Origin of the sequence: uncultured Olsenella sp., assembly GCF_959602185.1 — a bacterium.
In the GTDB taxonomy this organism is placed as follows: Bacteria; Actinomycetota; Coriobacteriia; order Coriobacteriales; family Atopobiaceae; genus Olsenella_I; species Olsenella_I phocaeensis.
Genome location: NZ_CAUGRZ010000004.1, coordinates 23,566 through 44,618 on the forward strand (window position 1 = coordinate 23,566; position 21,053 = coordinate 44,618).

Annotated in this window: 18 protein-coding genes; 7 read left to right on the forward strand and 11 right to left on the reverse strand. The window is 66.9% G+C overall.

Annotation, left to right across the window (positions count from 1 at the left end; all coding sequences use genetic code 11):
* Positions 1–34 precede the first annotated feature (34 nt).
* The 6 genes from Q5923_RS03975 (at position 35) to Q5923_RS04000 (ending at position 4,929) form a co-directional block, all read left to right on the forward strand.
* Positions 35–1,015 (forward strand): patatin family protein, encoded by a 981-nt coding sequence (locus Q5923_RS03975; protein ID WP_062531463.1) that lies wholly within the window; start codon positions 35–37, stop codon positions 1,013–1,015.
* Positions 1,016–1,341: 326 nt separating this feature from the next.
* Positions 1,342–2,127: an exodeoxyribonuclease III gene (locus Q5923_RS03980; RefSeq protein WP_062531464.1), complete on the forward strand. Its 786-nt coding sequence runs from the start codon at positions 1,342–1,344 to the stop codon at positions 2,125–2,127.
* A gap of 213 nt (positions 2,128–2,340) precedes the next feature.
* On the forward strand, positions 2,341–2,490 hold the full coding sequence (locus tag Q5923_RS03985; RefSeq protein ID WP_303132285.1) for a hypothetical protein: 150 nt from the start codon (positions 2,341–2,343) through the stop codon (positions 2,488–2,490).
* A gap of 69 nt (positions 2,491–2,559) precedes the next feature.
* The gene (locus Q5923_RS03990) at positions 2,560–2,952 is read left to right on the forward strand and encodes a hypothetical protein (protein ID WP_303132287.1); all 393 of its coding nucleotides are present in this window, start codon (positions 2,560–2,562) and stop codon (positions 2,950–2,952) included.
* 83 nt (positions 2,953–3,035) lie between these two features.
* Complete coding sequence (locus Q5923_RS03995) at positions 3,036–3,746, forward strand: response regulator transcription factor (protein ID WP_303132289.1); 711 nt, start codon at positions 3,036–3,038, stop codon at positions 3,744–3,746.
* A gap of 19 nt (positions 3,747–3,765) precedes the next feature.
* Positions 3,766–4,929 carry a sensor histidine kinase KdpD gene (locus Q5923_RS04000; protein WP_303132291.1) on the forward strand — a complete coding sequence of 388 codons (1,164 nt, stop codon included), beginning with the start codon at positions 3,766–3,768 and terminating at the stop codon, positions 4,927–4,929.
* A 42-nt stretch (positions 4,930–4,971) separates the two neighbouring features.
* Here Q5923_RS04000 and Q5923_RS04005 read toward each other — a convergent pair whose 3' ends face one another.
* The 8 genes from Q5923_RS04005 to Q5923_RS04040 all read right to left on the reverse strand — a co-directional run bounded on the left by Q5923_RS04005 (position 4,972) and on the right by Q5923_RS04040 (position 15,502).
* Positions 4,972–6,108, reverse strand: coding sequence for a phosphatase (locus tag Q5923_RS04005; protein WP_368501944.1), 1,137 nt, complete (start codon positions 6,106–6,108; stop codon positions 4,972–4,974).
* Positions 6,105–7,298, reverse strand: a complete 1,194-nt coding sequence (locus Q5923_RS04010) for a pyridoxal phosphate-dependent aminotransferase (protein WP_303132293.1) — start codon at positions 7,296–7,298, stop codon at positions 6,105–6,107. The genes Q5923_RS04005 and Q5923_RS04010 overlap by 4 nt, the downstream gene beginning before the upstream one ends.
* A gap of 89 nt (positions 7,299–7,387) precedes the next feature.
* On the reverse strand, positions 7,388–9,364 hold the full coding sequence (ftsH, locus tag Q5923_RS04015; protein WP_303132294.1) for an ATP-dependent zinc metalloprotease FtsH: 1,977 nt from the start codon (positions 9,362–9,364) through the stop codon (positions 7,388–7,390).
* Between the two features lie 30 nt (positions 9,365–9,394).
* Positions 9,395–9,949, reverse strand: coding sequence for a hypoxanthine phosphoribosyltransferase (gene hpt / locus Q5923_RS04020; RefSeq protein ID WP_303132296.1), 555 nt, complete (start codon positions 9,947–9,949; stop codon positions 9,395–9,397).
* A gap of 336 nt (positions 9,950–10,285) precedes the next feature.
* Positions 10,286–11,791: a tRNA lysidine(34) synthetase TilS gene (tilS, locus tag Q5923_RS04025; RefSeq protein ID WP_303132298.1), complete on the reverse strand. Its 1,506-nt coding sequence runs from the start codon at positions 11,789–11,791 to the stop codon at positions 10,286–10,288.
* 141 nt (positions 11,792–11,932) lie between these two features.
* Positions 11,933–13,480, reverse strand: a complete 1,548-nt coding sequence (locus Q5923_RS04030) for a YfcC family protein (RefSeq protein ID WP_303132301.1) — start codon at positions 13,478–13,480, stop codon at positions 11,933–11,935.
* Between the two features lie 71 nt (positions 13,481–13,551).
* On the reverse strand, positions 13,552–14,775 hold the full coding sequence (gene pepT / locus Q5923_RS04035; RefSeq protein WP_303132303.1) for a peptidase T: 1,224 nt from the start codon (positions 14,773–14,775) through the stop codon (positions 13,552–13,554).
* A gap of 295 nt (positions 14,776–15,070) precedes the next feature.
* On the reverse strand, positions 15,071–15,502 hold the full coding sequence (locus tag Q5923_RS04040; RefSeq protein ID WP_303132305.1) for an Hsp20/alpha crystallin family protein: 432 nt from the start codon (positions 15,500–15,502) through the stop codon (positions 15,071–15,073).
* A gap of 279 nt (positions 15,503–15,781) precedes the next feature.
* Here Q5923_RS04040 and Q5923_RS04045 point away from each other — a divergent pair, with 279 nt between their 5' ends.
* Positions 15,782–16,318 (forward strand): hypothetical protein, encoded by a 537-nt coding sequence (locus tag Q5923_RS04045; RefSeq protein WP_062531474.1) that lies wholly within the window; start codon positions 15,782–15,784, stop codon positions 16,316–16,318.
* A gap of 78 nt (positions 16,319–16,396) precedes the next feature.
* Here Q5923_RS04045 and Q5923_RS04050 read toward each other — a convergent pair whose 3' ends face one another.
* The 3 genes from Q5923_RS04050 to clpB all read right to left on the reverse strand — a co-directional run bounded on the left by Q5923_RS04050 (position 16,397) and on the right by clpB (position 20,900).
* Complete coding sequence (locus Q5923_RS04050) at positions 16,397–16,597, reverse strand: hypothetical protein (RefSeq protein ID WP_303132307.1); 201 nt, start codon at positions 16,595–16,597, stop codon at positions 16,397–16,399.
* 40 nt (positions 16,598–16,637) lie between these two features.
* Positions 16,638–18,119 carry a PASTA domain-containing protein gene (locus Q5923_RS04055; protein ID WP_303132309.1) on the reverse strand — a complete coding sequence of 494 codons (1,482 nt, stop codon included), beginning with the start codon at positions 18,117–18,119 and terminating at the stop codon, positions 16,638–16,640.
* A 162-nt stretch (positions 18,120–18,281) separates the two neighbouring features.
* Positions 18,282–20,900: an ATP-dependent chaperone ClpB gene (clpB, locus tag Q5923_RS04060; RefSeq protein ID WP_303132311.1), complete on the reverse strand. Its 2,619-nt coding sequence runs from the start codon at positions 20,898–20,900 to the stop codon at positions 18,282–18,284.
* Positions 20,901–21,053: the final 153 nt, after the last annotated feature.

Below are 21,053 nucleotides of genomic sequence, written 5' to 3' on the forward strand. Positions count from 1 at the left end.
TCTGACTCTAGCACCAGGAAGGCGAGGTACCGGCATGAAGAAGCTCAGCTGCAACGTGGAGGGCTGCGCCCTCGTGTTCGAGGGCGGCGGCTATCGCGCCGCATACACCGCGGGAATCGCCCGCGTCCTTCTGGAGCAGGGAATCCACTTCCCCTTCGTCTGCGGCATCTCCGCGGGCTCCAGCCACACGGTCGACTACTGCTCGCGTGACCTCGCGCGCACGCGCAACGCTTTCCTGGGCATGAGGCCCGAGGGTATACCCATCGCGGGCTTTGGCTCGGTGGTGCGCGGCAAGGGCTACTTCAACGCCGACTACCTCTACGAGGGATGCATCGCCGACGGCTTCATGCCCTTCGACTGGGACACCTTCCAGGCAAACCCCGCCCAGGTAGCCATCCAGGCCTTCGAGGTGCGGACGGGCCGCAGCGTGACCTTCACAAAGGACGACATGCGCGACAAGTACGACATGGTGGACAAGGTGCGCGCCAGCTCGACCCTGCCGGGGGTCATGCACCCCAAGGCGGTGGACGGCCGGCTCTTCATGGACGGCGGGCTGGGAGAGGGAGCGGGCCTTCCCCTGCACCTGGCCGAGCGCGGCGGCTACGACCGCTTCTTCTTCGTGGCGACCCGCCCGCACGGCTACCGCAAGGAGCCTCCCACCGAGCAGGAGCGCCGCGTCTACCGCGCCATCGCACACGGCCGACCCTACCTCCTGGACGCCCTCCTCACACGCTGGGAGAGGTACAACCGCGAGCTCACGCGCATCGAGCGCCTCGCGGACGAGGGTCGCTGCCTCATCGTGTACCCGGACGACATGCCCATAAGCTCGGGCACCACCGACAAGGCGAGGCTCCTGGCCGCCTATAACGAGGGGCATGCCCAGGCCATGCGTGACCTGCCCCGCTACCGCGAGTTCCTCTTTGGGGCGCCCGACGCGGGACCTCACCCAGACGAGGCGGCCCTCGCGCGCACCCTCGCGGCCATCGACGACGGCTACGTGATCATCGAGGGCTGAGACAGCGAGGGGCGGTGCTCGGGAGGTCGCGCAGACCCGTCGCGCCATGCGGGGACGGGCCCAAAGACGGCAAATCTCGTGAAATGCTGTCGTTTTTCGCATAAGGCCAGGTAAGCGAGAAAAGAGACAGCATTCTGCGAGAAATGCTGTCTTCTCTCCCTTGGCCCGTCCTCGTCGCGCACCCTGGCCGCAGCCCCGTCCCGCAAACGGATGCCAAGGTGGTGCCATATCCTGGACCAGCACGTATACTGGCCTGAGCGGGCACGGACACCCGCCCAAACGGACACGACGCCGGCGGGGCGACGCCCCCGCCAAGGAGGAGCGGCATGGCACAGAGCGAGGAGCGCGAGCTGAGGCTCGTCTCGTGGAACGTCAACGGCCTCAGGGCCGTCATGAAGAAGGACCCCAGCTTTCCCCAGATCTTCGAGGCGGCGGACGCCGACGTCTTTGCCATCCAGGAGACGAAGCTGCAGGAGGGCCAGCTCGACTTGGACCTCCCCGGCTACCATCAGACATGGAACTATGCCGAGCGCAAGGGCTACTCGGGCACCGCGGTCTTCAGCCGCGAGGAGCCGCTGCGGGTCATCAGACAGATCGGCTGCGAGTTCGCAGACGACGAGGGCCGCGTGTGCGCCCTCGAGTTCGAGCGCTACTGGTTCGTGGACGTGTACACGCCCAACTCGAAGAACGGGCTCCTGCGCCTGGACGAGCGTATGGTCTGGGACAGGAGCTACCGCGAGTTCCTGTCGGGCCTCGCCAAGGAGAAGCCCGTGGTCACCTGTGGCGACTTCAACGTCGCGCACGAGGAGATAGACCTCAAGAACCCCGACACCAACCACATGAACGCAGGCTTCTCGGACGAGGAGCGCGAGGGCTTCGGCAAGCTCCTCGAGGCGGGCTTCGTGGACAGCTTCCGCCGTCTCTACCCCGACCGAGAGGACGCCTACAGCTGGTGGAGCTACCGCATGCGCGCCCGCGAGCGCAACGTGGGCTGGCGCATCGACTACTTCCTGGTGAGCGAGGACGCCGCGGGCGGCATCGTCGAGGCCTCGATCCTGGACGACGTCTACGGCAGCGACCACTGCCCCGTGCAGCTGACGCTCAGGGTATAGGCGAGAAGAGCCTCTCGCGTCGCAGTGCCAAATCTGGCCCCACACGCCTTTGCCGCGTGCGGGGCCCGACACTTGTCTGCAGGCCGCATGCGCCCGGGAAATCTGTCACAGGACTGTGACCCTTTACTTACGCTTTGGCGCAGGATTTGGGCCGTTGGCTGCCCATACACTCTTCTCGTCGATCGGAGGCGACCAAGAAAAGGAGTGATCGACATGACCAAGGGAAGCAAGGGCAAGCGTCAGCTGGCAACGGCAATCTGCACCGCGGGGCTTCTGGGATCGCTCGCCCTCCCCACCCTGGCGATGGCCCGCGCCCAGAGCGCCCAGGGAGCGCAGGGCTGCCAGGCCTGCGGGGACTGTTAGACCCAGCCCATCAGCGAGGACGACGTCAGCGCCGACGCCCGCGCCTTCACGGAGGAGGAGGCGAGGGCGATGTCCCAGGGCATGACCGAGAAGGACGCCCAGGAGGCGGTGGGGCGCCTGAAGGGCCTGAGCGACGCCGAGCGCTCCGAGCTCAAGGGCCTTTGGATGGGGATGACGGGCGAGAAGGGGCTCGGCGACGAGCAGTACGAGCGCATGGACGAGCTCGAGGGCAAGGCCTGGAGGGCAGCGCTCGACGAGGCGATCGACGCTGACGGCTCGCTCGACGACGCGGCCAAGTCCGCGCTCAAGGAGGACGCCTCCCGCATAGACCAGCTGGAGGAGAGGCTGCTCGAGGACGAGGCCGTCCTGAACGACAACGAGGGGGAGGATGTCTACAAGGAGCTCGACGAGCTCTACCAGCGTCTCGATGGCTACATGGAGAAGGCCGGCAGCGTCTTCTAGGACCTCGCGACTGGTGGTGCGTAACGTACAATCGGGGCTGGCCCTGCGGGGACAGCCCCTTTTCGTCCCAAGAGAGGTGACTGATGGCGGAGCTCATCTACGTGGCGGACGACGACCTCAACCTGCTCGAGGTCCAACGCGCCTTCCTCGAGGGCGCGGGCTATCAGGTGAGCTGCTTTGCCATCGGAGACGCCCTTCGCGAGCGCTTCCTCGAGCGTCCCGCCGACCTTGTCATCCTCGACGTCATGATGCCGGGGACGGACGGCCTCGAGGTCTGCCGCCAGCTCCGGGAGGTCTCTGACGTGCCCATCGTCATCCTCACCGCCCGAGAGTCAGAGGTGGACTACATCACCGGGCTCGCCTTGGGCGGCGACGACTACCTCTTCAAGCCCTTCTCGCCCTCCATGCTGGTCATGCGCGTGAGGGCCCTGCTCAGGAGGGCGAACATGTCACGCGGACAGGAAGGCGGCACCCTGTGCTTCGCCGACCTCGTGCTGCACGACGCCACGCACGTGGTGGAGGTGGGCGGCAGGGAGCTGCGCCTCACGATGATGGAGTTCTCACTCCTGAGGGTGCTCATGAAGGCGGCGGGGGAGCCCGTCTCTCGCGCGGAGCTCCTCCGGAGGGTCTGGGGGATGGACGCGGAGGTGGAGACCCGTGTCACCGACGAGTGCGCGCGTCGAGTGCGCCAGAAACTGCGAGGTGCCGGCAGCCGCGTGGGCGTGAAGGCGGTCTGGGGCTTTGGCTACCACCTCGTGGATGCGGGCGAGGGGGATGCCCATGCGCCGCGCTAGGTGGCCGAGGGGCGGCAACATGCGTCCTGCCCTCCGGCTTGCCCTGCTCTTCGCGGGCTGCGTCGCCGCCGCGCTGCTGGTGGTGGTTCTCGCCTATGGCCAGCTCGTGCAGGCGCAGATGCGCGACGGCTCCGAGCAGGCGATTGACGCCCTCCTGGGCGATGGCAACGAGGAGGGGGAGCCCTCACGCGTTGCAATCCCCCTCGCGCTGACGGCCGACTGGGAGCTCGACGAATCGGACGGCAACCCTTACACGCCGCTGGACAGGCTCGCCGCCAGCTGGGCATCGGAGCATCGCGACCAGACCGGTCGACTCGTGCGCGTGGAACGGGATGGGCTCGAGTGCTACCTCAAGGTCCAGGGAACGATTCCCGCGCCACAGACCGAGGCCGGCCTTGTGTCGGATGAGGGCGCGGAGGTGCTTCTCGCCTACGTGGACGTGTCCGGCGAGGAGGCGCTGGCAGGTCAGGTGCGACTGCTCCTCCTGGGCATCATGCTCCTCTCGACCATAGGCGCCGCAGCCGCCGGCTGGGCGCAGGGGAGGCAGGTCGAGGCCCGCGAGCGAGCGGTGAGGACCTTCTACGAGAACGTCTCGCACGAGCTCAAGACCCCCCTTGCCGCAATCGGCGGCTATGCCGAGGGACTCCGGGAGGGAGTCATCGGGAACGCGAGGCAGGCGGGCACGGTGATCTTGGGCGAGGTGCGCAAGATGTCGGAGGACGTCGGCCAGCTGCTTGACATCAGCAGGCTCGAGGGTGGGGCGGTCATGCTAGAGTGCGAGAGGCTCGACCTCGCCGAACTCGTGGAGGACTGCCTCGTGCCCTTCGAGGGGGCGGTCGCCTCTCGTCAGTTGGACGTGTCGCTCGACCTTCACACCGTCCGGACGGAGGTCGACGCGAGGCAGTTCGAGCGCGCCTTCGACAACCTCGTGACCAACGCGATCAGGCATGCGAGGTCACGACTGCGCGTCTTCCTTGGAAACGGGGAGCTCGTCGTGTGGAACGACTGCGCGCGACCCGCCGCACGGGACCTCGACGCCCTCTTCGACCGCTTCAGGACCGACGCCGCGGGGGGCAGCGGCATAGGGCTCGCACTCGCGCGCGAGGCCTTCGAACTGCACGGATGGCGGGTCGAGGCGCGCTACGAGGACGGCGGGCTGGCGATGCGCGTACGCCTGGGCTAGGCACGAGGTGGGACACAGCGCCCCCCAGCACGAGGTGCTCAGCTACACCTCGACGCTCGTGCCCACGGCCCGTTCCAGTACGCCCAGGAAGGTCTCGGCGTCGCGCGTGGCAACGAGCTTGCGCGGGAAGCCGATCTCTTCCAACATCGAGCGGACGTGGTCGAAGTGACCTATCCCGCACGAGATGTGGGAGTCGGTGCCCGTCGAGATCATGACCCCCTCCTCCGCGCAGCGCTCGGCTAGCCTGCGGCAAGTGCTCGTCGCGGATGGGTGGCTGGCAAGGGTCGCCTCGTTTATCTCGACGAGCTTGCCCTTCTCGCGCGCCATGGCGAGCACCTCGCCCACGTCGAAGGGCACGCCGGCACGTCCCGCGTGTCCCAGGATCAGCACCTTGGGGTCCTCGAGGGCCCGCACGTACATCCGGGTCGTCTGCGCCAGGCTCGCGCCACGTGCGAATTCGTCACAGTGCACCGAGGCGATGACGTAGTCGCAGCCTTGGAAGACGCGCTCCTTGAGGGTGAGCTGTCGGTGCAGGGGGTTGCCGTTTATCTCGTGCGTGAGGGGCACGTCATGGCCGAAGAGGTGGCCGTCGAGGTCCACGACGTCCGCCTCGCAGCCGTGCAGCAGGCGCACGCCGCGCCACACGCGCGGCCAGGCGCCGTAGTTCATGAGATACTGGAAGTCCCGCAGGTCGTAGCCCTGCGCACGCTCCATGCTGCCAATCTCGGAGAAGAGCATCGATGAGTAGTGGTCGGTCGACCCCAGCAGCTCGAGGCGCAGCTCCGCCGCCGCCCGCACGTTCTCCTCTATGGTGGAGTAGGCGTGGCGCGAGTAGAGGGTGTGGGTGTGGACGTCGCAGGCCAGCTGAAGCATGGGGGCTCCTCTCTTGGAAGACCCTCCCAGCTTAGCAGCGCCCCCGGCAGGCGAGAGGTGCGTTGCCGCCCGCGCCGCGGGCTCGTCCGCACGGGATGCCTCCCTCGACCGCGAGACGCCCTCGCCCCAGCGTCCCTTGAGGCCGAAGCCCGCCCTGGGCGTCAACCTGAAGGCGGGGCAGGCGACGTCGGACGCATGCACCTCTCCCCTCCTGCCGTCTGGGGCGACGCAGACGCTGCGCGTGCGCAGGAGCCCCGTCCTTGCCTGGCAGAAGCTGCAGTTCTGGCAGATGCGCTCCCAGCTCACGCGTCACCCCGGGCATACTGCTCGGCGAGGCGCCTCCATGCCGGCATCGAGTCGACGATGGTCTGGTGGCTCACGCAGTAGCCCACGCGCACCCAGCCCTCGCAGCCAAAGCTGTTTGACGGGACAGGCAGGAGCTCCAGGGCCTTCGCCTTCTGGAAGAAGGCCTCGGCGTCGGGCTCAAGGGACTTCACCCAGAGGTAGAAGGCGCCTTGCGGCTCGATGTACTCGTAGCCCAGGGCAGAGAGCCCCTCCGTGAGCGCCTTGCGGTTGCGCTCGTAGGCGGCGACGTCGCTCGGGACGTCCACGCAGTCCATGACCACGCGCTGGAAGAGCGCCGGCGCGCAGACGAAGCCCAGCTTGCGGCCGGCGCCGGCGATGGCGGGGACGAGCTCGTCGTGGTCGGGGTTGGTGTTGGGGACCAACACCCATCCCACGCGCTCTCCGGGCAGGCTCAGGCTCTTGGAGTAGGAGTAGCAGACGACGCTGCGGTCGTACAGGGAGGGGATCCAAGGCACCTCGCAGCCGTAGCTGATCTCGCGATACGGCTCGTCGGACACCAGGTAGATGGCGGTCCCCAGGGCGCTCTCGCGCTCGCGGAGCACGTCCGCCAGCGCCTCGAGGTTCTGGCGGGAGTAGACCGACCCGACGGGGTTGTTGGGCGAGTTGACCACCACGGCCTTGGTGCGACTCGTGATGGCGGCGCGCACGGCCTCCGTATCCACCTGGAAGGTCTGGGGGTCCGCCATGACCTCGACGCAGAGCGCTCCCGCCGTCTGGATCCAGACGCGGTACTCCGGGAAGTAGGGGGCGATGACGATGACCTCGTCGCTGGGGTCGACCAGCGCGTTGAAGCTTATGCTGAGCGATGCCGCGGCGCCACAGGTCATGTAGAGGTCGCCTGCACCGTAGTCGCAGCCAAAGCGGCGGTTGAGCGAGTCGGCCACGCGCTGCCTCACCTCGACGAGTCCGGCGGCGGGGGTGTAGCCGTGCAGCTGCACGGGAGGGAGCCCCAGCGATCGCTCGATGGACTGGCGCACCTCGTCGGGGGCAGGGACTGAGGGGTTGCCCAGAGAGAAGTCGAAGACCTTCTCTGCACCGATCTGCGCCTTGCGCTGGGCACCGTAGGCGGCAATCTCCCGGATGCTCGACTTGGAGGTCCCGAACTCGTAGCTCCTCTGGTTGACTGGCATCTCCACTCCCCTCCTCGGCACCGGCCCGGCGGCGCGCCCCTGACAAAAAAGAGTGCGGCGCGGCAGGAACCGCGCCGCCATGTTGCAGATTACTCGCCGCCGAGGATGGAGGACGAACCCGTCACAGACTCGTCACCCCCGAGGGGCGAGTCGACGTCCGCTTCCGGGTGCTCGAGGACGTACTGCGCCCAGCGGTCGTCCAAAAGGGCGTTGACCACGTCGCCCTCCACCGTCTCGCGCGCGAGGAGCACCTTGGCCATGGTCTCCATCTGGCTGCGCCTCGCCTCGAGCACCGCGCGCGAGCGACCATGGGCCTCGCGCATGATGCGCTCGACCTCGTCGTCGATGCGTTTGGCCGTCTCGGCGGCGTAGTCGTTGTGGTTCGCGTAGTCGCGCCCCAGGAAGACCTCGTGCTGGGCCTCGCCGAAGACCTGCGTGCCCAGCTCCTCGCTCATGCCGTAGCGAGTGACCATCTCGCGCGCCATCTTGGTGGCCCGCTCGAGGTCGTTGCTGGCGCCGGTGGTGATGTCCTCGCAGAAGAGCTCCTCGGCCGTACGTCCCCCCAGGAAGACGGCGATCTGGTCCAGCATGCCGTCGCGCGTCTCGAGGAAGTGGTCCTCCTCGGGGAGCTGCAGAGTGTATCCCAGGGCACGACCACGGCTGATGATGCTGATCTTGTGCACCGGGTCGGAGTTCTCGAGTATGTGCCCCACCAGGGCATGCCCGCACTCGTGGTAGGCGATGGTAACGCGCTCCTTCTGGGTCATCACGCGGCCCCTCTTCTCGGGACCGGCGACGACGCGTTCCATGGACTCCTCCACCTCCTCCATCGAGATGCGGTCCTTGTGCCGACGGGCGGCGAGGAGCGCGGACTCGTTCATGAGGTTGGCGAGGTCGGCGCCCGTGAAGCCTGGCGTCAGCTTGGCGATCCGCTTGAGGTCGACGTCCTTTTTGAGGGGCTTGTTCTGGGAGTGGACCGAGAGGATCCTCTCCCTCCCCTTGACGTCGGGACGGTCGACGGTGACCTGCCGGTCGAAGCGTCCGGGGCGCAGCAGCGCCGGGTCCAGGATGTCGGGACGGTTCGTCGCGGCGACCAGGATGACGGCCTGGTTCTCCTCGAAGCCGTCCATCTCGACCAGCAGCTGGTTGAGGGTCTGTTCGCGCTCGTCGTGGCCACCACCCAGGCCAGCGCCGCGCTGGCGTCCCACAGCGTCGATCTCGTCGATGAAGATGATGGAGGGGGCGGACTCCTTCGCCTGCTTGAAGAGGTCGCGCACGCGGCTCGCACCAACGCCCACGAACATCTCGACGAAGTCCGAGCCAGATATGGAGAAGAACGGCACCCCCGCCTCGCCGGCCACGGCCTTGGCGAGGAGGGTCTTGCCGGTGCCCGGGGGACCCACCAGGAGCACGCCACGCGGGATCTTGGCACCCATCTTCTGGTAGCGCTCGGGTTCGCGCAGGAAGTCGCGGACCTCCTTGAGCTCCTCCACCGCCTCGTCTATGCCTGCAACGTCAGAGAACTTCACCTTGGGCCGGGTCTCCTCCGTCGTGCGCGCCCTGCTGGCACGACCGAAGTTCATGGAGCGTCCGTTCTGGCCCTGCATCTGCCTGGTGAAGTAGATCATGAAGGCGAGTATGACCGCCGTGGGGACGATCGACACCAGGACGGTCTGGAGCAGGTCGGAGCTCGACGTGTCGATGGTGAAGCTCACGTCGGGATGCTGCGCCATGAGCTCCTGCAGGCTGTCGGCACCCACGTAGTAGCTCACGAAGCGGCTCTGTTCGTCGCCGTCGTGGCGGTAGTTGCCCCTCAGGCTGCCGTCGGAGGTCTTGTAGGTGACGTCGCTCACCCGCTCGTCCTTGACCGCGGTGACGAAGGCGTTGGTGGTGAGGGTGTCCGCCTGGCTCGCCCCCAGCATCGACTGGCCGGCGGTGTAGGCGACGTAGGCGACCAACGCGATCACGAGGGCGGCGATGATGGCTGGCTGACGGCGTCCCCCCGGCCCCTCCTGTCCGGGAATGGGCGGACGCGAGGGATCGAGGTCGTTGTTGTTGTCTGACACTTGGCTGGGCTCCTTGGAAGGGTCTGGAGGCTACCCCTGGTAGACCTCGGGCTTGAGTACCCCCACGTAGGGAAGGTTGCGGTACTTCTCCGCATAATCCAGACCATATCCCACGATGAACTCGTTGGGGACGTGCGCCCCCACGTACTCGGGGTTGATGGCGGGGGCGTGGTTGGGAATGTCCTTGATGGAGAAGGCGGCCACGCTGACGGACTTGGGGCCCCTGCCCTTGAGCAGCTCGACGAGGTAGCTCAGCGTGAGGCCGGAGTCGAGGATGTCCTCTGCGATGATGAGGTCGCGGCCCTCGACCTTGGTGCTGAGATCCTTGATGATGCGCACGACGCCGGAGCTCTTCACGCCATCCCCGTAGCTCGAGACCGCCATGAAGTCGACCTCGCAGGGGATGGTGATGGAGCGCAGGAGGTCCGCGGTGAACACGAAGGCGCCGCGCAGCACGGCGACGATGAGGGGGTTGCGTCCCTCGTAGTCGCGGCTGATCTCTGCGCCCATGCGCTGGACGATCCCCCTGATCTGGCCCTCGGTGAGGATGACGCTCTTGATGTCGGCGGCGAGCTCGTCTGCCATGGACCTTGCCCTTCCTGTGCGTCAGTCGGTCTTGCCGGCTGGCTGGACGTATGTGCTTATGGTACTACGCCCTCGGGACGCGACCGTCACCGTTGGGCGCGACGTAACGCAGGCACGGACTGACCGGCACGCTCGAACGCGCGCCCCTCTCGCCTGCCCACGCTCCAACGCACGTGACTTTCGCTCTCCACGCTCCAACGCACAGTTGGCTCGACCGACAACTGGGCAAACGCGGAGGCGTCCGTGCGCTTCCGCGTGTTCGGTGCACGAGGTGTGCGTTGGGGCGTGCACGTCGCACGATGCGGGTGCGCCACGCAAAGCGTGCGCTCGTGCGCGCTAGCCCAGGGCGAGCTCGAGGACGAGGCGGGTGGTGGGCACGCAGCGCACGCGCTCGTCGCAGCGAAGGGGAGAGACCCAGAGCACCTGGCCCGTGGGGCCGCTCCTCACCACGGGTACTCCCGGTCGGTCGGCCGCGGGTACGTGCGCCTCGTTGAGGAGGTCGGAGAGCTTCTTCGACTGGCCGTGCATGCCCAGGGGGCACATGACGTCTCCCGCCGCGGGGGCGTCCACCCACAGCCTCCCCTGCCCCGAGGGAGAGACGCCGCAGGCCACGGCGTCGAGATAGACCGAGCGGCCACCCCATTCCAGGGCATGGGCGCGGGCCACCTCTTCAGGGGAGGAGCCCGCCGGAACCGACGCCAGGCGCGCGGAGATGGTGCGACCGTCGGGGAGGCGCACGCTTCCCGGGACGTCGAGCCATGCCGGGCCCACGGAGGCCGTGCGCCGGGGGACGCGCAGGAAGAGCAGGCCGTACTCGACGCGCGCGTCGATTCCCGAGCTCACGTTGCAGGACCCGCGTCCCTGGGCCACGGTGCGCAAGACCCTTGCCACCTGCGCGGACTCGATGCGGGCCGCGGGGCTCAGGCCAAGGATGGCAATCCTCACCACGCGCCGGGCTATGGCCACGTCGGCCGCACCGAGGCGGCGGGCGTCCAGAGCGACCACCCCCTCGCCCGAGCGCCTCACGAGCTCGCGATAGCTACGGGCGGCCACCTGTCCCAGGTAGGCGTCCTCATCCGAGAGAATCTCGCAGGTGTTCGAGAGGGCACTGACCAGCTGGGGGTTGCGGTCCAGCGCGACGGGCATGATCTCGTGGCGGACGAAGGAGCGCAGGTAGCGCGTGTCCGCGTTGGTCGCGTCTTCCCTCCATTCGATCCCCTTGAGCGAGAGGAGCTCGCAGAGCTCCTCATGGGTGCGTCCCAGGAGCGGGCGCACGATGCGGTTGCGGCGGCGGGGTATGGAGGAGAGGCCGGAGGTGCCCGTGCCCCTGATGGCGTTCATGAAGAAGGTCTCCGCCCGGTCGCTCGCGGTATGCGCCGTGAGTATGCGCGCGGCGGAGCGCGGCGTGCCCAAGCCTGCCGACAGTTCGTTGGCAAGCTCCCCGGCGAGGCGGTAGCGTTCCTCTCGCCCGACGTTCTCTATGTTGCCGCCGGCGGGGCCGGCCTGCGCGGCAAGACCGGCCACGTCCACCCTGCACACCGTGCAGGGGACGCCAAGCTCCGCACAGAGCCCGCGAACGAAGGCCTCGTCGCCCAGGGCGTCGTCACCGCGCAGCTGGTGGTTGACGTGCAGGACGTGGAGGCGCTCCCGGGCGATGCGCGCGCGGCCGTGGCCGTCGTCGATGTCGAGCTCGGAGCCCACGGCCAGGAGCAGGAGGGCCGTCGAGTCCGCACCGCCCGAGACCATGAGCACGACGGGCGCGCGTGCCTCGTCGTCGGCCGCGGGGCCAGGGCGGCCGCCCCTTCCCCGAACGCTTGCATATCTGCGCATGACGCTGGTCACGGGCCCTCCAAGCCTCGTCTTGGCCCAGCTCGGGCACGCCGGGCCATGCATGGGGCCCGGACGCCCCAGTGTCGCCCGGGCCCCTTGGGAACCCTATGATACCCGCGTCGCACAAAGCCCCGACGCGAGGCCCCGCCTCCGCTAGACCAGGACCTGAGCCACGAGCAGCAGCGCGTTGAGCAGGACCGTGATGACCAAGAGCGGCGTCACGAACTTGAACCAGCGGCTGAAGGGCACGTCCACCATGGCAAGGGACGCGAGGATGAGGCCCGTGGGCGTGACGTACGAGATGAGGCCCTGGCCGTAGTTGTAGGCCGAGATGATGGCCGTCTTCGAGACGCCCACCGCGCCGCCGAGGGGCGCCATGATGGGCACCGAGAGCACGGCGAGGCCGGAGGACGAGTTGATGAAGAAGCCCAGGATGATGTAGACGACCAGCATCATGATGATGAACAGCACGGGGCTCATCCCCGCGATGGCACCCGAGAAGAAGTACAGGATGGTGTCAGATATGAGACCGTTCTCGAGCAGGATGTTGACCGCACGGGCGACGCCAACGACCAGCGCGACGCTCATGAGGTCGCCGCAGCCGCCGATGTACTCGTCCATGAAGACCTCCTCGTCGAGGCCGCAGGTGAAGGCGAGGATCATGGAGCAGGCTAGGAAGACGGCGGTCATGTAGTCGAACCACCACTGGTGGGCGACGATGCCGTAGACCAGAACGACGAACGAGACGCCAAAGACGGCGAGCGAGACCTTCATGGGCGTGGTAAACTCGGGAGCCTCGCCCCTCTGGCCCCAGCGCTCCTCGATCCTCTCCTTGAAGTCGTAGACGACGGACTTGGAGGGGTCGAGGCGAACCTTGTGCCCGTAGCGCATGACGTAGGCGAGCGAGATGACGGTGCCTATGGCGAGCGCCACGAACCTCCAGGACATGCCCTCGGCCATGGAGATGCCGGCCGCCTTAGTGGCGACGCCGATGGCGAAAGGGTTGACCGTCGAATACATGGTGCCCACGCAGGAGCCCATGAAGATGACGGCGATGCAGGTCATCGCGTCATAGCCCGCTGCGATGAATACGGGCATGAGGATCGGGTAGAGGGCGATCGTCTCCTCCGCGAGGCCAAAGGTGGTCCCGCCCGCGACGATGATGAGCGTCAGCACGATGATGAGCAGCCACTCACGCCCCCTCGTCACGCGCGAAAGCGCGGCGACCGCGGCGGTGAGGGCGCCCATGTGGTTGAGGACGCCGATGCAGCCGCCCAGCAAGAACACGAACAGGATGATGTCGATCGACTCGTAGACACCGTTGATCGGGGCGAGAAGGAACTCCACGACGCCCTGCGGGTTCTGGTCGACTCGCTGGTAGGTGCCGGGGATCGCCGTCGGCTTCGAGATGGACCCGTCGAGGTAGCTCTCGACGTTCGCCGAGATGCCCAGCTTAGTGAGGGTCTCCTGCGTGGCGGGCTGCTCCTCCGTCGTGCCGTCCGCGTTGGTGATCGAGAACACGTCGTCGTCCGCGACGTACTTGAGCTTCGAGTACTCACCCGCCGGCACGACCCAGGTGAGCACCGCAGCGAAGAGCATCACGATGAAGAGCACCGTGATCGCGGTCGGGAAGTGGAGCTTGTCCCTCTTCTTGGGCGCGCCCCCCTCTGTAGCCGCTTCGACCATCGTCTCTTCTGCCATAGCAAGACCCCTTTCGTCCAAAGGGGCCGCCCTCATGGCGGCCCCTGATGCAACGCCTGTGGCTCGGACCGCTATTCCCCGGCAAAGACCCTCACGAGCTCGACCGCCATCCTCGTGGCGGCATCCATGCCCTCGACCGTGATGTGCTCGTAGGGACCGTGATATCCGTGGCCGCCGGTTCCCAGGTTGGGACAGGGCAGCCCGCGGTACGAGAGCTGGCAGCCGTCCGTGCCCCCGCGTATGGGCGACACGTCGGGCTTGACGCCGGCGCGCTCCGCGGCCAGCTTCGCGTTGTCGATCATGTACATGCAGCCGTCGATGACCGAGGCCATGTTCTTGTACTCGTCCTTGATGGTCAGGGTGACCGTTCCCTCGCCCCACTCCTCGTTCATGAGCTTCTCGATGTGGCGCAGCGTCTGCTTTCGCGCCTCGAAGGAGCCCGCGTCGTGGTCGCGCACGATGTACGAGAGGCTCGCGTGGGCCTCGTCGCCGTTTATCTGGAGCAGGTGGTAGAAGCCCTCGTAGCCCTCGGTGTGGCGCGGGATCTCGAAGGCGGGGAGCATGCCGTTGATCTGGCAGGCGAGGAGGACGGCGTTCACCATGACGTCCTTGGCGGAGCCCGGGTGCACGCTCACGCCCGTGACCTCGAAGCTGGCCTCGCAGGCGTTGAAGTTCTGGTACTGGATCTCGCCCTCGGTGTCGCCATCCAAGGTATAGGCGACGTCGGCGTCGAATCCCTCGACGTCGAAGCTGTGCACGCCGCAGCCTATCTCCTCGTCAGGGGTGAAGGCGATGCGCAGCGGGCCATGGGCGATGCCCTCGGCGAGCAGGGTCTCGAGGGCGGTCATAATCTCGGCGATGCCCGCCTTGTCGTCCGCGCCAAGGATCGTCGTCCCGTCGCTGGTGATGAGCGTACGGCCCTTGAGGGTGGGCAGGTGGGGGAAGTCCCTCACCGCGAGCGTGCGCCCACTCTGGAAGAGCGGAAGGTCCCCACCGTCGTAGTCGGGCGTGAGCTGGGGACGGATCTCGTGGTCGCAGAACTGCGAGACCGTGTCCATGTGGGCGATGAGCCCCAGCTTGGGCCTGTCCTCGAGGCCTGGCGTCGCCGGTACCTTCGCATAGACGAAGCAGTCGTCGCTCAGGCGGACGTCGGTGACGCCCAACCCCCTGAGCTCCTCCACCAGCATGCGCGCGAGCTCGAACTGCTCGGGGCTGCTGGGGGTGTGCGCCTCGTTCTCCTCGTCGCTGGGCGTGCGCACGACGACGTAGTCAAGGAGTCTCTCGTATGCCCTCACGTCGCGCTCTCCTCTCCATGGCATGTCACGGGCGGCCGCATGCGAACTGGAGGTGCCAGTCGATGCAACGGCCTTTTGATTGGCTGGCCCATGACAATTTGAATGACGTTTAACAGTCTAGAAATACTAGGGAGTGAGCGCCAGGATGGCTTCCGCCAGGGGTCAAAACTGGGCGAGCCGCCCCAAATTCCAGGCGAGAGGTTCCTGGACACAAAAAAGGGGAGGCGACGCCGTGGCATCGCCTCCCCCACCTCGCTATGTCAGCAAATCAAACCTGGCCAAACCCCGATTCGAGCTAGTCGATCGAAATCTTGGTGACGTTGGCCTTCTCCTCCTGCTTGGGGACGTTGACGGTGAGCACACCGCCATCGAGCTTGGCGGACAGGCCGGAAGTCGCGGCGTCCTTGAGGTACACGCCACGGGTGGCCTGCCACTCGTTCGTCTCCTTGTGGAGGTAGTTCTTGCCCTTCTCCTCCTCGGTCTCCTTCTTCTCGACCGAGACCGAGAGGCGACCCTCGTTGAGCTCTACGTCGATGTCCTCGCGCTTCACGCCGGGGAGCTCGGCCGAGACGACGTACTTGTCGCCGGCGTCCTCGACGTTCATCTTGAATGCGGCATCGCTCGAGAGGCTGGCCAGCGGCGCGTTGAAGAAGTCGTCGAACGCGTTGAAGGGGAACGCCCTGCGAAGGGCCCTGTCATAGCTGGTGTAAGGGATGAGGTTCGTCATCTTTACCACTCCTTCTGCTTGCGGATGCCCTGGTAGACACCCTTTGTTCTCGTTGGTATATATGCCCCTCATGGCGTGACCTTATACCTCGAGTCAATATTTTCTTAGTTGAGTTTGCTTAGCAAATCTAAGTCAGAATAAATTAGGTATTACGAAGGAAGATGGCGTTAGACGTTAGATGTAGCTATCGCGCATGACACTTTGGCAGGCCTCACCTGCTCTATCATGACTGCCATTGATGTGTACGGGCTTTGCGTGCCACGGCGGCGGAGGTGCTCCATGGACAAGGGCTTTGACGAGGGTCTTCGGGAGCCCCTTCCCAACAACGCAACGAATGAGGAGGGCACGCCCAAGACGGCGGCGACCGAGGCCCGGCCGTCGGTCGTTTCGGCAACCCAAGGTGGGACCGAGGCCACGGGCGAGACGGGCGAGGGCGACTTCGCGGCCACCACCTTCCAGCCCGTGGCCGCCCGCGTGCCCTACGTGAGGCAGCGCGCCCCGCACCGCTCCCAGGCCGCCATCGACGACCTCGGACAGGACGGCGCCTCCGCCAGCGGCTACGCCCACGACTCAAACGTCGCCGTGAGCGGCAAAGTCTTCTCCGGCGCGTCCAAGTACCGCCGCTCGCGCGGCGGCATGGGCAGGATCAAGAACAGCCGCTACGGCCAGTACCTCGAGATTCCCAAGGGTCGGCGCTCCATCTTCTCGTCGCGCGAGAGGAGCCGCCGCAGGCGCTCGGTGCTCTCGCTCATCGTCGTGGTGGCCCTGCTCGTGGTGGTCGCCCTCATCATCCTGAGGCTGCTCTCCACCAGGTAGGCCGGACGGGATGCCCCCGACGATCTGACGCGCGCTTCACGGGCGACGGCGGCACCCTCCTGCCGGCCGGAGACCCTTCTAATCCCAGGGATCGGCCTCGAAGAGGGGCTCGCGCGGGGCGGGACGGTCCGAGTAGGGGTCGTAGCCGTCGTCGTCCTCGTTCTCCGCCCGAAGGAAGCTGGCGTCAGATGACGAGACGGGCCTCTCGCCTGGCACCGTCCCGTCTGGCCGGTCAGCCTCTCGCATGGGACCGACGCCCTCTGCCTTGCTCGCTGGCATGACATCCCCTCCATCAATGGCGTCCTTGTGCATCCGCTCGCTATCCAACCTCTGCCCCTCGCTTGCCGTAGACGTCGCCGTAGGCGACGAAGTCACAGACGCTCCCTCCAAAGGGAGCCAGGTCATAGCTCTTGTACAGGGCCTTGGGAGCGGCCGTCACGACCACGCGCGCGTCCTTCCCGCCCTGGACTATGAGCACCGTCCAGCAGGCGTCGCCCATCTCTCCGTAACCGCAGACGAAGGGTGCGCCCTTGCGTTCCTGCCCCTGCGGGAGGACGACCGTCTGCATGTTGCAGCTTCTGCTCAGCCCGCTGAGGCCGCAGAGCTCCATGACCTCCTCCAGGGCGTCGCGGCTGAGCCTGCCCGCCTCCGCGGGCCACTCTGACTTGGGCAGCTCCAGGCGCACGCCCTCGAAGCCGGTGTCGGCCTCTGGGGTCGCCCCCTCCTTTGCTGCCTCGAGGTCGAACTTTGCCGAGAAGGGATACGAGCCCAGGGTGACCCTGCCCCCCTCGCCCTCATAGAGCGCCTGCGCCTTGCCGTGCGCGTTGGCATAGCTTGCCTTGAGGGAAAATCCCTGCTTCTGAAGGTAGTCCCCGATCTGGCTGGCGGTGAACTCAAAGTACTCGGCCAGGTGGTGGTAGTCGGACGGATAGGGCTCCGAGACCCTGAGGGTCACGACGTCGTCCCCACCGACGCGCGTGCCCTGGTCAGGGCTCACCCCGACGACGCTCCCGCCCGGCTCGTCGGAGCTCACGTACTCGATCCTGGCCTCGAGGCCCGCCGCCTCGACGAGCGACCTTGCCTCGGACTCATCCTTCCCCATGACATAGGGGACCGTGTAGGGCTGCGCCACGGTGAGGGTAATCGCGTCGCGTGCCACGAAGGCGCTCCCCGCCTCGGGGGTCGATCTGGTGACCGTTCCCTCCTCGGCGGACGAGGCCTCATACTGGATAGAAACGTCTTGCGCCCCCGCCTCAACCAGGACGGCACGAGCCTCGTCAAGTCGCATGCCCACGACGTCGGGAAGCACGCGCTTCGCGCCGACGACCAGCGTGACCTCGCTGCCACGCTCGAGCCTGGTTCCGCTTGCAGGGTCGCAGCGGACCGCCTTGCCCACCCCGTCGTCGACGGGCTCCTCCGCCAGCACGACCTCGAAGCCGCGCTGCTCCAGGTCGCGCTGAGCCACCACCTGGGACTTGCCCGTGACAGAAGGGACGCGGCGGCCACCCCAGAGCTCCGCCTCATAGGTGACGAAGAGCGCGGTGACCGTGACGGCAGCGAGCAGGAGCACGGCAGCCACGACGGGACGAGACACGCTGCGGCTCTTGCCCTCGCCGGGAACGCTCTTTGGGGGCTCCAGCGATTCGGGCTCCCGCACGGGAGCCGCGACGGCCTGTGGGAGGGTGGCCGTGACGGGAGGATCGGACGGCGATTCCAGGTCGCCTGCCGGCTCGGACCTTCCCACGGAGGGGCCCAGCCCGTCCGACGGGACCTCGGAGAGCCTGCTCTTGGGGTCTTCCATCTGCCCTCCCGGTGGGTTGTGCGCGCGATTCTTCCCTATGGTCGCGCAAAGGGCCGGCTCGCGCCAGGCCGGCCCAGCAAGCGCGAGGGGACGGACCCGAAGGCCCGCCCCCCCTCGCGAGATGGCGGGTACCGTGCGGTACGAAGGTCGATGCGATGGCAGCTACTCCACGGAATCGGGCTCCAACGCCTGCTCGTCACGGGCGGCGAAGAGCTTTCCGTCCGCCCCGACGTCCACCATGACGGTGTCGCCCTCGCGGAGCTCCCCGGCGATGATCAGGCTGGCGACGTTGTCCACGACCTGGCGCTGGATGAGCCGCTTGAGCGGGCGCGCGCCATAGACCGGGTCGAGCCCGTCGAGGGAGAGGAGCTGCACCGCGCTGTCCGAGAGCCTGAGTGTGATGCGCTCGCGGGCGAGGCGGCTGCGCACGTCGCGAAGCTGGATGTCCACGATCTTCTCTATCTCGGCCAGCCCGAGGGAGTGGAAGACGACCACGTCGTCGATGCGGTTGAGGAACTCTGGCTTGAAGGCCTGGCGCAGCGCCTCCATGACCTGGGAGTTGACCGCCTTGGGATCGCTCGTCGCGTTGGCGGCCGCGATGAACTGGCTCCCCACGTTGCTGGTCATGATGATGATCGTATTCTTGAAGCTCACGACGCGACCTTGCCCGTCGGTCAGGCGACCGTCGTCCAGCACCTGCAGGAGGATGTTGAACACGTCGGGGTGCGCCTTCTCCATCTCGTCCAGGAGGACGACGCTGTACGGCTTGCGGCGCACGGCCTCGGTGAGCTGGCCTCCCTCGTCGTAGCCCACGTATCCCGGAGGGGCGCCGATCAGGCGCTGGACACTGAACTTCTCCATGTACTCGGACATGTCGATGCGCACCAGCGCACGCTCGTCGTCGAAGAGACACTCGGCGAGCGCCTTGGCGAGTTCGGTCTTTCCCACGCCGGTGGGTCCCAGGAAGAAGAAGCTTCCCAGGGGGCGATTGGGATCGGCAAGCCCCGCACGGCTGCGGCGCACCGCCGAGGCGACCGCGCTCACGGCCTCGTTCTGTCCGATGACGCGCTCGTGGAGCTCGGCCTCGAGGTTCTGGAGCTTGTCTATCTCGCCCTGCATCATCTTCGACACGGGGACGCCGGTCCAGGAGCTCACGACCTCGGCGATCTCTTCGGTGGTGACCTCCTCCTTGAGGATGCCGCCCGCCTCCTGCTTCTGCGAGAGCGCCGCCTCGGCGGCGTCGTACTCGGCCTGGAGCGAGGGGATGGTCGAGTAGCGCAGCTCGGACGCGCGGGCCAGGTCGCCGGCGCGGGTGACGCGCTCCATCTCGCCTCTGGCTTCCTCGATCTTGGACTTGAGGTCCTGGACGCGGTCGATGCTCGCCTTCTCGTTCTCCCAGCTTGCCTTCATGCCGTCGAGCTTCTCGCGCGTGGTCGCGATCTCCTTCCGCAGGGTCTCGAGGCGCTCGCGGCTCGCTGCGTCCTCCTCCTTCATGAGGGCCTGTTCCTCGATCTGCATCTGCGTGAGCTGGCGGTCGACGGCGTCTATCTCGGCCGGCATGGAGTCGAGCTCCATGCGCAGGCGGCTCGCCGCCTCGTCCACCAGGTCGATGGCCTTGTCGGGCAGGAAGCGCTCGCTGATGTAGCGGTTCGAGAGGTCCGCCGCTGACACCAGGGCCGCGTCGGTGATGCGCACGCGGTGATGCTGCTCGTACTTCTCCTTGAGGCCGCGGAGGATGCTGATGGTGTCCTCGATCGTGGGCTCGCTCACGAGCACCGTCTGGAAGCGGCGGGCAAGCGCCTGGTCCTTCTCTATGTACTTGCGGTACTCGTCCAGCGTTGTGGCACCGATGGCATGGAGCTCGCCGCGGGCGAGGGCGGGCTTCAGGATGTTGCCCGCGTCCATGGAGCCCTCGGTCGCGCCGGCGCCCACGATGGTGTGGAGCTCGTCGATGAACAGGATGATCTGCCCGTCGGACTTCTCCACCTCCTTGAGCACCGACTTCAGGCGGTCCTCGAACTCGCCGCGGTACTTCGCCCCCGCGACCAGCGCGCTCATGTCGAGCTCGACTATGTCCTTGTCCTTGATGGTCGAGGGCACGTCGCCGGCCACGATGCGCTCGGCCAGGCCCTCGACGATGGCGGTCTTGCCCACGCCGGGCTCGCCGATGAGCACCGGGTTGTTCTTCGTGCGGCGGCTCAGGACCTGGATCGTGCGGCGTATCTCCTCCACGCGGCCGATCACCGGGTCGAGCTTGCCCTGGCGTGCGAGGTCCGTCACGTTGCGTCCGTACTGTTCAAGGGCCTCGAACTGGGACTTCTGGTCCTGGGAGGTCACGCGCTCGTCACCACGCAGGCTCTGGTAGGCCTCCTGCACGCGCTTGCTCGTGACGCCCGCGGCCTTGAGGGCGCTGCCCGCCTCGCCGCGCTCGTCGGCAAGCGCGCAGAGCAGGTGCTCGGAGGTGACATAGGAGTCGCCGAGCTTGGCGGCAAGCTTCTCCGCGGCGTCGCCCACGCGTGTGAGCTCGGTCGAGATGCCCATCTGCGACAGGTCGCCACTCACCTTGGGAGCACGCGCGATGGTCTGGTCCACCTGGGCTTCGACCTGCGCCGGGTCCGCGCCGACGCGCTCGACGATGGCGCGGAGGTTCCTCTCGCCCGACTCTATCAGGGCCTTGAGCAGGTGGATGGGTCGAACCTGCCCCGCCTCGGCATCGGCGGCGATGGTTATGGAGGACTGCAGGGCCTCCTGGGCGGTGACCGCCCACTTGTCAAACCTCATCTGCCTCACCCCTTCTGGCTCCCTCGGGGAGCACCGCTGTCTGTTGAGTTGATTGTTCCCTGGAGTGGTGGTCGCTATGCGCAAATCTAAGTGTCTGCACAATAGATTATCTGAGTTGTCTTGTACGTTTGCGAAAGGTCCGTCACGCCGGCG